12 protein-coding genes are annotated in these 14,820 nt (G+C 55.3%); 4 read left to right on the top strand and 8 right to left on the bottom strand.

The window, feature by feature from the left end; translation table 11 throughout:
• Positions 1 to 6: 6 nt before the first annotated feature.
• Together nagA and nagB are read right to left on the bottom strand one after the other, a co-directional pair.
• Positions 7 to 1,155: an N-acetylglucosamine-6-phosphate deacetylase gene (gene nagA, locus PGS10_RS03495; RefSeq protein ID WP_015367708.1), complete on the bottom strand. Its 1,149-nt coding sequence runs from the start codon at positions 1,153 to 1,155 to the stop codon at positions 7 to 9.
• A 102-nt stretch (positions 1,156 to 1,257) separates the two neighbouring features.
• Positions 1,258 to 2,058 (bottom strand): glucosamine-6-phosphate deaminase, encoded by an 801-nt coding sequence (gene nagB, locus PGS10_RS03500; protein ID WP_015367707.1) that lies wholly within the window; start codon positions 2,056 to 2,058, stop codon positions 1,258 to 1,260.
• 314 nt (positions 2,059 to 2,372) lie between these two features.
• Between nagB and nagE the strand changes: the two genes are divergently transcribed.
• From nagE to chiQ, 4 genes are all read left to right on the top strand, one after another.
• Complete coding sequence (gene nagE / locus PGS10_RS03505; RefSeq protein WP_047077885.1) at positions 2,373 to 4,325, top strand: PTS N-acetyl glucosamine transporter subunit IIABC; 1,953 nt, start codon at positions 2,373 to 2,375, stop codon at positions 4,323 to 4,325.
• 177 nt (positions 4,326 to 4,502) lie between these two features.
• Positions 4,503 to 6,170 carry a glutamine--tRNA ligase gene (gene glnS, locus PGS10_RS03510; RefSeq protein WP_045381516.1) on the top strand — a complete coding sequence of 556 codons (1,668 nt, stop codon included), beginning with the start codon at positions 4,503 to 4,505 and terminating at the stop codon, positions 6,168 to 6,170.
• Positions 6,171 to 6,604: 434 nt separating this feature from the next.
• Positions 6,605 to 8,005: a chitoporin ChiP gene (gene chiP / locus PGS10_RS03520; protein ID WP_045392987.1), complete on the top strand. Its 1,401-nt coding sequence runs from the start codon at positions 6,605 to 6,607 to the stop codon at positions 8,003 to 8,005.
• 47 nt (positions 8,006 to 8,052) lie between these two features.
• The gene (chiQ, locus tag PGS10_RS03525) at positions 8,053 to 8,385 is read left to right on the top strand and encodes a ChiQ/YbfN family lipoprotein (RefSeq protein ID WP_045392989.1); all 333 of its coding nucleotides are present in this window, start codon (positions 8,053 to 8,055) and stop codon (positions 8,383 to 8,385) included.
• Between the two features lie 52 nt (positions 8,386 to 8,437).
• Here chiQ and PGS10_RS03530 read toward each other — a convergent pair whose 3' ends face one another.
• The 6 genes from PGS10_RS03530 to fldA form a co-directional block, all read right to left on the bottom strand.
• Entirely contained in the window at positions 8,438 to 9,733 is a 1,296-nt protein-coding gene (locus PGS10_RS03530; RefSeq protein ID WP_047049261.1) for an MFS transporter, read from the bottom strand.
• A gap of 55 nt (positions 9,734 to 9,788) precedes the next feature.
• Positions 9,789 to 10,928, bottom strand: coding sequence for a tricarballylate utilization 4Fe-4S protein TcuB (tcuB, locus tag PGS10_RS03535; RefSeq protein ID WP_063447454.1), 1,140 nt, complete (start codon positions 10,926 to 10,928; stop codon positions 9,789 to 9,791).
• The gene (gene tcuA, locus PGS10_RS03540; RefSeq protein WP_316422452.1) at positions 10,915 to 12,318 is read right to left on the bottom strand and encodes an FAD-dependent tricarballylate dehydrogenase TcuA; all 1,404 of its coding nucleotides are present in this window, start codon (positions 12,316 to 12,318) and stop codon (positions 10,915 to 10,917) included. The genes tcuB and tcuA overlap by 14 nt, the downstream gene beginning before the upstream one ends.
• Positions 12,319 to 12,414: 96 nt before the next feature.
• Positions 12,415 to 13,341 carry a tricarballylate utilization LysR family transcriptional regulator TcuR gene (gene tcuR / locus PGS10_RS03545; protein WP_045393001.1) on the bottom strand — a complete coding sequence of 309 codons (927 nt, stop codon included), beginning with the start codon at positions 13,339 to 13,341 and terminating at the stop codon, positions 12,415 to 12,417.
• 112 nt (positions 13,342 to 13,453) lie between these two features.
• Positions 13,454 to 13,906 (bottom strand): ferric iron uptake transcriptional regulator, encoded by a 453-nt coding sequence (gene fur, locus PGS10_RS03550; RefSeq protein WP_015367698.1) that lies wholly within the window; start codon positions 13,904 to 13,906, stop codon positions 13,454 to 13,456.
• 292 nt (positions 13,907 to 14,198) lie between these two features.
• Entirely contained in the window at positions 14,199 to 14,729 is a 531-nt protein-coding gene (fldA, locus tag PGS10_RS03555) for a flavodoxin FldA (protein ID WP_015367697.1), read from the bottom strand.
• Between the last annotated feature and the right edge of the window lie 91 nt (positions 14,730 to 14,820).

Raw genomic sequence — 14,820 nt, forward strand, 5'->3', positions numbered from 1 at the left:
TTTTACTTACTCAGTGACGACCTCGTTACCATTAACGATGGTCTTGATGATTTTATAATCGCGGCTGAAAGCGGTCAGGTTAGCGACCATACCCGGCGCAATGCTACCGAGCTGCTTGTCCACGCCAATCGCGCGCGCCGGGTAGAGCGTCGCCATACGCAACACTTCATCCAACGCCACGCCGCAATGTTCAACGAGGTTACGTACCCCTTCAATCATGGTCAGCGAAGAACCGCTGAGAGTGCCGTTTTCATCCACGCACAGACCATTACGGTAGTATATTGTTTTACCAGCAAAAATGAACTGGTCAATATTAGCCCCTGCCGGCGCAGTGGCGTCGGTCACCAGGCATAGTTTATCGCCTTTCAGCCGTTTCGCGTTACGCACGTTGGCGTAGTCGACGTGCATGCCGTCAACGATGATACCGCAGTAGACATCCGGCTCGTCGAAAATGGCGCCGGCCAGGCCCGGTTCACGGCCGGTAATATACGGCATGGCATTATAAAGGTGCGTCGCAAAAGTGATACCGGCGCGGAAACCGATTTTCGCTTCTTTCAGCGTAGCGTTAGAGTGGCCTGCCGAAACCACGATGCCGGCGGCGACCAGTTTACGGATCACTTCCGGCTCGACGCGCTCAGGGGCCAGCGTCACTTTGGTGATAACGTCGGCGTTGTCGCACAGGAAATCAACCAGCGCGGCGTCCGGTTTACGCACGTAGTCCGGGTTATGGGTGCCTTTCTTGACGATATTCAGCCACGGTCCTTCCAGATGCAGACCCAGCGCCTGGTTGGGGTGTTTTTGCAGGTATTCGCGCATGACGCGGATGCCTTGCTTCATCAGATCATCGCTGGAAGTAATCAGCGTCGGCAGGAAGTTGGTGCAGCCGGAACGTTCGTTCGCTTTCTGCATAATTTCCAGCGTTTCGACGGTGACCGCATCCGGACTATCGTTGAACTGCACGCCGCCGCAGCCGTTCAGCTGGACGTCGATGAAACCGGGGGCAATAATCGCGCCGTTGACCGAGCGTTGCTCAATTTCAGACGGCAAATCAGCCAGCGGACAGAGACGTTCGATACGGCCATTGGCGATAACAACCGCATGGTCATCGAGAATTTCATGACCGGTGTAAACCCGGCCCTGGGTTAATGCATACATTACGACCCCCGGTATATACGCCCCACCAGCTCAACTCGCATTGTTCTGGCGTTGCATACAAAGAAAAAGATGGTCCCACGCCAGGGCGCGGGACGGACTACATTACAGACCTTTAATATTTTCAGCTTCTAATTCGTTGAAATATTTCAGGGTCTTCACTTTCAGTTCCATCGTGGACGGCTCGTCGCAGACCACAACCGCTTTCGGATGCAGTTGCAGACAGGTGATGGTCCACATGTGGTTGACGTTACCTTCTACCGCCGCCTGCAGCGCCAGCGCTTTCTGATGGCCCAGCACCAGAATCATCACTTCTTCCGCATCCAGCAGGGTTCCCACACCCACGGTCAGCGCATATTTCGGCACCAGATCCACGTCGCCATCGAAGAAACGAGAGTTGGCCACGCGGGTGTCATGGGTCAGGGTTTTAATACGGGTACGGGATGCCAGAGAAGAGGCCGGTTCGTTAAACGCGATATGACCATCGTTACCTACGCCGCCCATGAATAGGTGGATTTTACCGTAGGAGCGAATTTTTTCTTCATAACGACGGCATTCTGCATCGATATCCGGCGCATTACCATTCAGCAGGTTGATATTTTCAGCTGGAATATCAACATGGTCAAAGAAATTGCGGTGCATGAAGCTATGATAGCTTTCCGGATGCTCTTTCGGCAGGCCAACATACTCATCCATGTTGAAGGTAACAACGTGCTTGAAGCTAACCTGGCCTGCTTTATGCATTTCAACCAGCGCTTTGTAAGCGGTAAGAGGCGTACCACCGGTAGGCAGGCCCAGTACGAACGGACGGTCCGCGGTCGGTTTGAACGCGTTAATGCGGTTAACGATATGACGGGCAGCCCATTTACCTACTTGTTCAGCTGTTACCAGGGGGATCAGTCTCATTCTTCACCTCTATAGTTAAATTAGAACCTGGCGGATTGGCGCCAGCATACTATGAAGAGTATTGCAGCAACTGCGCCGACCGGGGTCAATCCGTGTTGATTTTTTGAATGATAAAATAAGTTTTCGATGTTAGCCAGTCAAAGGGAGGGGTGAATACGATATTTGGTGATTATAGTCACAAAAAATACCCGTTTAATTTGCGATACGAATTAATTTTTCACACACTTTGCCGGTAAGTGATAAATCCGACCTTGTTACACAATAAAAAAGTGGCTTTGAAATGAGCCTCATCGGGGTCTCATAGGGGGAATAAGATGAATATTTTAGGTTTCTTTCAGCGGCTGGGTAGGGCTTTACAGCTCCCTATCGCAGTGCTGCCGGTCGCGGCATTGCTGCTGCGATTCGGGCAACCAGATCTGCTGAACGTACCCTTCATCGCGCAAGCGGGTGGGGCAATCTTTGACAACTTAGCGTTGATCTTCGCCATCGGCGTGGCATCAAGCTGGTCCAAGGATAATGCGGGTTCTGCGGCGCTGGCCGGCGCGGTAGGTTATTTCGTGATGACCAAAGCGATGGTCACCATTAACCCGGAAATTAACATGGGCGTGCTGGCGGGTATCATTACCGGTCTGGTCGCGGGTGCTGTTTATAACCGCTGGGCCGGCATTAAACTGCCAGACTTCCTGAGCTTCTTCGGCGGCAAACGCTTCGTACCGATCGCTACCGGCTTCTTCTGTCTGGTGCTGGCTGCTATCTTCGGCTATGTCTGGCCGCCGGTACAGCACGCTATTCATGCGGGCGGCGAATGGATCGTCTCTGCGGGCGCGCTGGGCTCCGGTATCTTCGGTTTCATCAACCGTCTGCTGATCCCAACCGGTCTGCATCAGGTGCTGAACACCATTGCCTGGTTCCAGATTGGCGAGTTCACCAACGCCGCGGGCGCGGTCTTCCACGGCGACATCAACCGCTTCTACGCCGGTGACGGCACCGCGGGGATGTTCATGTCCGGCTTCTTCCCGATCATGATGTTCGGTCTGCCGGGCGCGGCGCTGGCGATGTATCTGGCTGCGCCGAAAGAGCGTCGTCCGATGGTCGGCGGTATGCTGCTGTCCGTCGCCATCACCGCGTTCCTGACCGGTGTGACCGAGCCGCTGGAATTCCTGTTCATGTTCCTGGCGCCATTGCTGTACCTCCTGCACGCAATCCTGACCGGTATCAGCCTGTTCATCGCAACGGCGCTGGGTATCCATGCGGGCTTCTCCTTCTCCGCGGGCGCTATCGACTACGTGTTGATGTACAGCCTGCCGGCAGCCAGCAAAAACGTCTGGATGCTGTTGGTGATGGGCGTGGTGTTCTTCTTCGTTTACTTCCTGTTGTTCAGCGCGGTTATCCGCATGTTCAACCTGAAAACGCCGGGTCGTGAAGATAAAACCGACGACGTCGTGACTGAAGAAGCTAACAGCAACACCGAAGAAGGTCTGACTCAGCTGGCGACCAACTACATCGCAGCCGTAGGCGGTACCGATAACCTGAAAGCTATTGATGCCTGTATCACCCGTCTGCGTCTGACCGTCGGCGACTCGGCGAAAGTCAACGATGCCGCCTGTAAACGTCTCGGCGCCTCCGGCGTGGTGAAACTGAACAAACAGACCATCCAGGTCATCGTTGGCGCGAAAGCGGAATCCGTGGGCGACGCGATGAAGAAAGTGGTGGCGCGTGGCCCGGTTGCCGCAGCGGCTGCCTCGACTGACAGCTCGCCAGCCGCCGCGCCTGTGGCCAAACCGCAGGCGGTTGCCAACGCTAAAACCGTCGAAGCGCTGGTTTCCCCGATTACCGGCGAAGTGGTGGCGCTTGAGCAGGTACCGGATGAAGCCTTCGCCAGCAAAGCCGTCGGTGACGGTGTCGCGGTGAAACCGACCGATAACATCGTTGTCGCGCCGGCGGCCGGTACGGTGGTGAAAATCTTCAACACCAACCACGCGTTCTGCCTGGAAACCGATAACGGCGCGGAAATCGTCGTCCATATGGGCATCGATACCGTCGCGCTGGAAGGGAAAGGCTTTAAACGTCTGGTTGAAGAGGGCGCACAGGTGAAAGCCGGCGAGCCGATTCTGGAAATGGATCTGGCGTTCCTCAACGCCAACGCTCGCTCGATGATTAGTCCGGTCGTCTGCAGCAACAGCGATGATTACAGCGCGCTGGTGATTCAGGCAACGGGTAACGTTGTCGCCGGCCAAACGCCGTTGTTCGAGATTAAAGGCAAGTAAGGCTCCTGAGTAGAGTTTTGCCTCAGCGGCGCAGCGAAACCTGCGCCGCTTTTTTTTGCAGCAAATACCCCCATATCCAACAACAGATACGTATTTTGCGTAACTAATAGTTGTCTCTGCGTCCTGCTTGTAAGATCATGTGCCGTTATACGTTGTTTACGCTTTGAGGAACCCGTGATGAGTGAGGCAGAAGCCCGCCCGACTAACTTTATCCGTCAGATCATCGATGAAGATCTGGCTACCGGTAAGCACACCACCGTTCATACCCGCTTCCCGCCGGAACCGAACGGCTATCTGCACATTGGCCATGCAAAATCCATTTGCCTGAACTTCGGCATCGCCCAGGATTATCAAGGTCAATGTAATCTGCGTTTCGATGACACCAACCCGGTTAAAGAAGATATCGAATACGTAGAGTCGATTAAAAACGACGTGCAGTGGTTAGGTTTCCACTGGTCCGGCGATGTCTGCTACTCCTCTGATTACTTCGATCAGCTGCATCAGTATGCGGTTGAACTGATCAACAAAGGTTTGGCTTACGTTGACGAGCTGTCCGCCGACGAGATCCGCGAATACCGCGGTACTCTGAAAGAGCCGGGTAAAAACAGCCCATACCGCGATCGTAGCGTGGAAGAGAACCTCGCGCTGTTCGAAAAAATGCGCACCGGCGGCTTCGAAGAGGGCAAAGCCTGCCTGCGCGCCAAGATCGACATGGCGTCGCCGTTCATCGTGATGCGTGACCCGGTGCTGTATCGCATTAAATTTGCGGAACACCATCAGACCGGCAACAAGTGGTGCATCTACCCGATGTACGACTTCACCCACTGCATTAGCGATGCGCTGGAAGGTATCACCCACTCGCTGTGTACCCTGGAGTTCCAGGACAACCGTCGTCTGTACGACTGGGTGCTCGACAACATCAGTATTCCGGTGCATCCGCGTCAGTATGAATTCTCGCGCCTGAATCTCGAATACACCGTGATGTCCAAGCGTAAGCTGAATCAGCTGGTGACCGAGAAGCACGTTGAAGGCTGGGATGACCCGCGTATGCCGACTATTTCCGGTCTGCGCCGTCGTGGTTATACCGCTGAATCCATCCGCGAGTTCTGCAAACGTATCGGCGTGACCAAGCAGGACAACACCATTGAGATGGCGTCGCTGGAGTCGTGCATTCGTGAAGATCTGAACGAAAACGCCCCGCGCGCGATGGCGGTGATCGATCCGGTTAAACTGGTTATCGAAAACTATCCGCAGGGCGCAAGTGAAATGGTGGCGATGCCGAACCATCCGAACAAGCCGGAAATGGGCAGCCGCGAGGTTCCGTTCAGCGCTGAGATCTGGATCGATCGCGCGGACTTCCGTGAAGAAGCCAACAAACAGTACAAGCGTCTGGTGCTGGGTAAAGAAGTGCGTCTGCGCAACGCCTACGTGATCAAAGCTGAGCGCGTTGAGAAAGATGCAGAAGGTAATATCACTACCATCTTCTGTACTTACGATGCCGATACCCTGAGCAAAGACCCGGCCGATGGCCGCAAGGTTAAAGGCGTTATCCACTGGGTGAGCGCGGCGCACGCGCTGCCGGTTGAAATCCGCCTTTACGATCGTCTGTTCAGCGTACCGAACCCGGGCGCGGCGGATGACTTCCTGGCGGTAATGAACCCGGAATCGCTGGTCATTAAGCAAGGTTTTGCGGAACCGAGCCTGTCGAAAGCGCAGGCGGGTAAAGCATACCAGTTCGAGCGCGAAGGTTACTTCTGCCTCGACAGCCGCTATGCCACCGAAAGCCATCTGGTCTTCAACCGCACCGTTGGCCTGCGTGACACCTGGGCTAAAATCGGCGAGTAATTCTCGCCGTATTCATGAAACGCCGCGCCCTGCGGCGTTTTTTTATTGCAGAATCAGTGGATTAAAAACTGATATTTTTTCGATGCGAATTAATCTTATTAAAACACAGTAATAATTACCCATCTCTTCCTGCCTGCATATTTACATTTAACCGTTTCAGCTTTCATCAATTATCAGTTTTTTTCCGATATAACCATGACTTATCGTTAAAAATACTGAGAAGTAAGTCTGTAACAAAACGACATAAATTATGTGCGCTTTGTCATAATCTTAAGCTTTGCTCTGCGAAAGAGATTGATAATTCGCGTCACGAAAAATAGTCTATCCATAGTGGTTTCGCGGCCTTTTAACCGCACCGCTTTTCAAATTTTTTTATTTTTTTAGCGAGCTGCCTTTGGCAATCGCAATTTTAAAACGTCAAAGAGGATATGCACATGCGTACGTTTAGTGGCAAACGTAGTACGCTGGCGCTGGCTATTGCCGCCGTCACCGCGATGTCGGGTTGGGTTGTGGCCCCACAGGCCAGCGCAGCAGGTTTTATCGATGATTCTACCTTAACCGGCGGTATCTATTACTGGCAGCGTGAGCGCGACCGTAAAAACGTAGAAACCGACAAATACGAAACTAACCTTTCTCATTCTACCTGGAACGCCAACCTGGATTTCCAGTCCGGCTACGCGGCCGACATGTTTGGTCTGGATATTGCTGCCTTCACCGCGATTGAAATGGCGGAAAACGGCGACAGCGGCCACCCGAACGAAATTGCTTTCTCCTCCAGCAACCGTGCCTACAGCGAAGATTATACCGGCGATAAGAGCGGGATAAGCCTGTATAAAGCGGCGGCTAAATTTAAATTCGGCCCGGCGTGGGCGCGCGCGGGCTACATTCAGCCGACCGGACAAACGCTGCTGGCGCCGCACTGGAGCTTTATGCCGGGTACCTATCAGGGGGCTGAAGCCGGGGCGAACTTCGACTACGGCGATAACGGCGCGCTGAGTTTCTCCTATATGTGGACGAACGAATATAAAGCGCCGTGGCATATCGAGATGGATGATTTTTACCAGAACGATAAGAAAACCAAAGTTGACTATCTGCACTCTCTTGGCGCGAAGTACGATTTTAAAAACGATCTGGTGCTGGAAGCCGCATTTGGTCAGGCCCAGGGCTATATCGATCAGTACTTTGCTAAAGCCAGCTACAAATTTGATATCGCGGGTTCGCCGTTGAGCACCAGCTATCAGTTCTACGGTACCCGCGATAAAGTCAGCAACGGCGGCGTCAACGATATCTACGACGGTACCGCGTGGCTGCAGGCGATCACTTTCGGCTATAAAGCGGCCGATGTGCTGGATCTGCGTCTGGAAGGGACCTGGGTGAAAGCCGATGGCCAGCAGGGCTACTTCCTGCAGCGTATGACGCCAACCTATGCCTCCTCTAACGGTCGTCTCGATATCTGGTGGGATAACCGCTCTGACTTTAACGCCAACGGCGAGAAAGCGGTGTTCTTCGGCGCGATGTACGACATGAAGAACTGGGATATGCCGGGCTGGGCGTTTGGCGCGTCCTATGTTTACGCCTGGGATGCGAAGCCTGGCAGAATGGCATCCCCGGATGCTTACTACGATCCTAACTATCGTCTGAAAGAATCCGCCTACAGCCTGGATGCCATCTACACCCTGCAGGAAGGCCGCGCGAAAGGAACGATGTTCAAACTGCACTTCACGCAATACGACAACCACTCCGACATCCCAAGCTGGAGCGGCGGTTACGGCAACATCTTCCAGGATGAGCGTGACGTGAAGTTTATGGTTATCGCGCCGTTCACCATTTTCTGATGCCTGCGCGGCGGGCGTGAGCCTGCCGCCCCTCCGGGAGAATAACTATGAAAAAACTGCTGCTCATCGCCATCATGGCATCGGGTCTGGTCGCCTGCGCGCAGTCGCCAGCGCCGAAAGAAGATTCCAAATTGAAAGATGCCTATAGCGCCTGTATCAACACGGCGGAAGGTAATCCGGACAAGATCGAAGCCTGCCAGAGCGTACTGAACGTATTGAAACAAGAGAAACCGCATCAGCAGTTTGCGACGCAGGAGAGCGTCAGAGTGCTGGATTATCAGGCCTGTATTCAGGCGACGCGCACCGGTAATGACCAGGCGGTCAAAGCGCGCTGCGATAAAATCTGGCAGGAGATTCGCAGTAACAACACCACGAAGTAAAGCAGACGGTTAAGCGAAAACGGGCGGAGCGCACACTCCGCCCGTGGCTATTTTAACGCGGTATTTCCGCCGGCTGATAGCCGCGGCTTAGACGCATGAACAGCATGGCGGTGGCGGCGAATCCGCATAGCGCCGCGCACATCAGCCACCAGCCCGGCGCGCTTTTATCACCGGTGATTTCGACCAGCGCGGTGGAAATAGCCGGCGTCAGCCCGCCAAAGATAGCGGTGGCGAGGCTAAATGCCAGCGAAAAGCCCACGGTGCGGACGTAAACGGGCATCACTTCCGTTAGCGCCGCCACCATCGCGCCGTTATACATACCGAAAAAGAACGAGAACCACAGCAGCACCAGCGTCATGCGGGTGAAATCCGGCGCGGCGGTGAGCCATTGCATCACCGGCCAGGTGGTCAACAGCGCCAGGATGGTAATTCCCATCAGCACCGGGCGGCGGCCTATCTTGTCTGAGAGCGCCCCGCCAATCGGTAACCAGATAAAGTTAGAAATACCGACCAGCATCGTGACCAGCAAGCTGTCGCGCGCGCTCAGATGCAGTACCGCTCTGCCGTAGGTTGGGGTATAGACGGTAATAAAATAAAAGGTGGTGGTGGTCATCGCCACCAGTAAGGTGCCCGCGCTGATGATGCGCCAGTTTTTAACAATAGTGGTCAGTATCTCTTTCGTATCGGGACGATGCTTACGCTGCAGAAACGCTTCGGTCTCCTGCAGCGAACGCCGGAGTACGAAAATCAGCGGGATAATCAGGCAGCCGATAAAGAAGGGGATGCGCCAGCCCCATTCTGCAATCTCGTCGTGACCCAGCGTTTCGTTCAGCGCGTAGCCAATCAGCGCCGCCATGACGATGGCCACCTGTTGGCTGGCGGACTGCCAACTGGTATAGAACCCTTTTTTCCCCGGTTTGGCGATTTCCGACAGGTAGACCGACACACCGCCGAGCTCGACCCCGGCCGAGAATCCTTGCAGCAAACGGCCAATTAAGACCAGCACCGGCGCCAGCACGCCGATGGTTTGGTAGCCCGGCACCAGCGCAATCAGTAACGTGCCACAGCCCATAATCGCCAGGGTGACCATCAGCCCTTTGCGGCGACCGATCCTGTCAATATAAGCCCCTAATACCACCGCGCCGATGGGGCGCATCAGGAAGCCGGAGCCAAACACGGCAAAGGTGAGCATCAACGCCGCGAACTCGCTCTCTGCCGGAAAGAAGGTTCTGGCGATATAGGTGGCGTAGAAACCAAACAGAAAGAAGTCGAATTGCTCGAGAAAATTACCGCTGGTTACGCGGAGAATTGCGCCGAAGGTACCGGCGCGCGAGGTTGGTTGGGTCATAGGGTTTGCTCTCCATTGTCTTTATCTTGTTGTTATAGAGGTAAGAGGGAGCGGGTTAGTCGCCTGCGACTGCCGCCTGTTTTCCGCGCCGCTTCTCAATCGCCCACTTGAGTAACGCCGCACAGCGATAAAATCCGTGGGCAAATTTTCCGTAAGGCAGCGTTAAAAACAGCGCCATCACCACCCCGAGATGGATAGCGAGCAGAATGCCCATCCACGAGGTGTCCCGGCCCGCCAGTAGCGCGAGCCCGGTAAAACTGGTCAGTAGCAACAGCAGGATAAAAGCGCGATCCATCGGTTTTTGCCGCGCGTCGCCGTGCAGCGGCGAGCGGCGCAGATTCAGCCATAGCAAACCCGCAGGGCCTACCAGCAGCCCGATGCCGCCGAGCGTGCCCAGCAGTACCGGTACGCTAAAGAACGGGTAGGGCGCCTCCCAACCGGCGAGATAGTGATAGCCCGTGGCCACAACCGTGGCGGCGAAACAGAGCATGAAACCGTAGAAAGTGAAGTGGTGAAAACGGCGGCGCATCAGGGTGAAGGCGTCATCGGCCTCGTTACAGCCTTTACCGTGTCCGCCGTCGAGATATTTCAACGTCAGCGCATCATGTGAGGCCCTGGCGATATCGCCAGCCTGCGGTTGGCCCGGTGAGATCTCGCGCCAGAAACGAATCACCCCGCTCATCAGTAAACCGATGGCCGCAATGAAAACCGAACCGAACATCCACGCCAGCAGGTTATGCGGGAAAATCTGGTAGAAATCACCGGCCAGCGGCGGGTGCAACAGAGAGCCTTTGAGCCCCATCGCCAACAGCAGAAACAGGACAAGACCCGCGACCAGCGCCAGCACCGTGGCGATCCCCGCACGGCGATATAAACTGCCGAAAGCGGCGGGCCGGGCGTAATGTTGATAGGTTTCCAGCCGCACTTCCGCCATCGCTTTGGGAACATTAATCGCAAACTCGTGCGGCGGGGCATACTGGCAGGCGTGCAGGCAGGCGCCGCAGTTGTGGCACAGGTTCGCCAGATAGTTAATATCCGCCTTGCCAAATTCCAGACGCTGGGTCATGGCCGGAAATACGGCGCAAAAGCCTTCGCAATAGCGGCAGGCGTTACAGACCTGCATCACCCGTTCGACTTCCGCTTCCGGCTCGGTGATGATTTGCGCCTCGATGATCAGCTTTTCAAGCGACTTCATGATGTTTCTCCTGCTGTGCCGCCAGGGCGGCTTGCTGACCGGCAATGCGGCCGAATGTGGTGCCAATCGACATGCCTACGCCGGCGGTATAGCCTTTGCCCAGTACGTTGCCGGCCATCATTTCGCCGGCGACAAACAGGTTGCGGCTCGGCTTACCGGCAAAGTGGACGGCGGCGTGTTGATTGACGTACAGCCCGAGGTAGGTGAAGGTGATCCCTGGACGCAGGGCATAACCATAATAAGGCGGCGTATCGATAGGCCGCGCCCAGTGGGTCTTCGGCGGCGTCAGGCCGGAGGTGGTGCAGTTATCAAGACGGGTATGGTCGAACTGGCCTGGCGTACAGGCGGCATTGTAGCTGGCGATGGTCTGTGACAAACGTTCGCCGTCCAGCCCCAATTGGCGCGCCAGTTCTACGATGGTATTGGCCTGGGCGCCCGGAAATACCGGCGGCATAAATTGTCCAACGGCTTTGCTGTCGATGATCGAATAGCCGATTTGCCCCGGCTGGTGGGCGACCAGACGGCCCCAGATGGCGTAACGTTTGGGCCAGAAATCTTCCCCTTCATCATAAAAGCGCTCGGCATCGCGGTTCACCACCACCCCCAGCGACACGCAGTCAACGCGGGTACAGATGCCGCCGTCATAGAGCGGCGCCCGGGCGTCAATGGCGACGCAGTGCGACTGTGAAGGATCGCCGATGATATCGGCCCCGGCATCAATCATAAATTTGAGCAGCACTCCCTGATTAAAACGGGTGCCGCGGATGAGAAAGTTGTCTGCAGGCCATTCGCCGCGTTCATTTTGCCCCCAGGCTTCGCGCAGCCACTCGCGGTTAGATTCAAACCCACCGGCGGCGAGTACGCAGGTTTTCGCGGCGATCCGCTCAGTGCCCGCCAGCGCGGCGACGAATTCGCCATCACGTAATTCAAGCGCCTGCACCGGGGTGTTATAGCGGATCTGTACGCCCATCTGTTCGGCGCTGCGGTAATAGGCATTGACCAGGGCTTTGCCGCCGCCCATAAAAAAGGCGTTGGTGCGGGCGACGTGGAGGGCGCCGGATAACGGCGGTTGAAAGTTAACGCCATGGCGGCGCATCCAGTCCCGGCAGTGCGACGAGGTGCGGATCACCAGACGGGCCAGCGCTTCGTTGGTATTGCCGTCGGTAACGCGCAGCAGATCCTGCCAGTATTCTTCTTCCGGATAGCTGTCGACTAAGACATCCTGCGGCGCATCGTGCATACAACGTAGGTTACGCGTGTGCTGAGAGTTACCGCCCCGCCATTCCCGCGGCGCGGCTTCCAGCAGCAGGACGGATGCGCCTGCTTCCCGGGCGGTTAAGGCGGCGCATAACGCGGCGTTGCCGCCGCCAATCACCAGTACATCCACCATTATCGGCTCCATTACGCTTTGACTAATTGTTAAATTTGTAATGGAAATGTAAGGCGCAGGGGCGGCAGGCGCTATGGCGTAAAGCTAAAGGGGGGTTTAGTGTGTGTAAAGGCTGGCGCCCGGCCAGTTGCCGGATTCAACTAGCTGGCGCATGACTTTTGCCAGCATTACCCGTGCCGCAAGGCCTGCCGGGGTGAGTTCGTCATCGGAAAGACTGACCAGAAAATTCGGTCGGCTAAGTACCGGATTATCGACGCCGATCACTCTTAGCGCCTGGCTGTCGAGATGAGAAATCGCCGCGCCCGGCTGCAGCGTGGCGCCGAGCCCGTCACGAACGGCGCGCATCAGCAGGGCCAGGCCATCGATTTCAGCCACCACGTCAACGTTGATGGCGTGCTCCTGGCAAATAGCGTCCAGCCTGCCGCGCAGGCCATGCCCCTGGCTTGGCATAATCAGCGGAATGGCGGCCAGTTGGTTCGGGGAGATGCTATCGCCGGGCAGCGGCGCCAGCACGTCATGGGCGCCAATCAGGAACAGACGTTCCTCAAGAATGGGTCGGGCGCTCCAGCGCAGGATCTTCTCTTTCTGGAAAACGATGGCTAAATCGAGCTGGCGGGTGTTGATCATCCGTTCCAGATTGCCGGAGAGGCTCTCCACCAGGTGCAGGCGGACGTCGGCGTAGCTTTCGCGCATGGCGTTGATAAAAGGTACGCCCAGAACAGAAGCGGTGCTCGGCGCCATACCGACGCTGACGTGACCGGAAAGGCGCGCCTCGCGCGCGGCGAGAATAGCATCGTCAGCATGGCGTAGCGCCAGTTGCGCCTGCGAGTAAAATGCGAGGCCGGCGCTGGTGGGCATTACGCCGCGCGAAGTCCGTTGCAGCAGGCGGATAGCGAGTTCATTTTCCAGACGCGCCATTTGCTGGCTGAGCGCAGAAACGCCAATATTCAGATCGAGCGCGGCGCGGCCCATACTGCCGGTTTCCACAATGCGGACAAAATAGCGTAGCTGGCGCAGCTCCATATTGACTCTCCGTACAAGGCGTTATGCTCTGACAGAATACGCATGCCGGCGGATTTCGCCCATAAAAAAGCCAACCTTGAGGTTGGCTTTTTACGACAAACGAGACGGGAAATTATTTATTCACCGCATCGTGGGCATGTTCATCTTCGCGGCAGTCGCCTTCCGCACAGTGGCCATACAGGTACAGGCTGTGGTTGGTTAAGCGGATGCCGTGTTGCGCAGCAATTTCACGTTGGCGGGATTCGATAGAATCATCGCTGAACTCGATCACTTTGCCGCAATCGAGGCAAATCAGGTGATCGTGGTGGTGCTGCTGAGTCAGCTCGAATACGGATTTACCGCCTTCGAAGTTGTGACGAGTCACGATGCCTGCATCGTCGAACTGGTTCAGCACGCGGTAAACGGTAGCCAGACCAATCTCTTCACCCATATCGATCAGGCGTTTATATAAATCTTCCGCACTGACGTGATGGTTATCCGGTTCCTGCAACACTTCCAGAATTTTCAGTCGGGGAAGTGTGACTTTCAGGCCAGCCTTCTTTAATGCGATATTGTTGTCAGTCATGCGGAATCTGTCCTGTTGCTAAAGATCGGCTTCCTTCAAAGGGAAGCAATACAGAGAATCACCCGATGTAATGCGTCTCATTATAGAGCTGCAACTCTGAAATGAAAACTGCAACCATCGCGCCTTGTAAGCTGTCAAAAACGAATTACCAGCTACAAACTGTGTCACGTGACCTCGTGGAATCAGAGGACATTGTACAGATATGTGATGAAAAGTTAAAAACTTGTAGCTATTAGTTTGATTGCTTTTATCTATTAATTCAGCGCAGCTTAATAGCTGCGCTGTTTGATTCTTAGGCGTTTTTGATTTCTTCCAGATGCAGCTCTTCGGAAATCTGCTTCACCCACTTCTCAACGCGCTCGTTGGTCAGTTCCGGCTGACGGTCTTCATCAATCGCCAGACCTACGAAGTGATCGTCGTCTGCCAGGCCTTTAGAAGCTTCAAAGTGGTAGCCCGCGGTCGGCCAGTGGCCAACGATGGTTGCGCCGCGCGGTTCAATGATGTCACGAATGGTGCCCAGCGCATCGCAGAAGTATTCTGCGTAATCTTCCTGGTCGCCGCAGCCAAACACGGCTACCAGCTTACCGTTGAAGTCGATCTCTTCCAGCGTCGGGAAGAAGTCGTCCCAGTCGCACTGCGCTTCGCCGTAGTACCAGGTTGGGATGCCGAGCAGCAGAATATCGTGGCTTTCCAGATCTTCTTTGCTGCTCTTGGCAATGTCGTGAACTTCAGCAACGTCTTTACCGAGCTGCTTTTGGATCATTTTTGCAATATTTTCGGTGTTGCCGGTGTCGCTGCCAAAAAAGATGCCGATGATTGCCATGAGTAAAATAACCTCTTGAAACTTAATGATGTGGTAGTGGCATTATGCCTACAGTTAACGGCAATCATAGCAGAACAGGGAAGGGCGCGGA

Origin of the sequence: Klebsiella sp. 141153, from assembly GCF_032601995.1 — a bacterium.
GTDB lineage: Bacteria > Pseudomonadota > Gammaproteobacteria > Enterobacterales > Enterobacteriaceae > Klebsiella > Klebsiella aerogenes.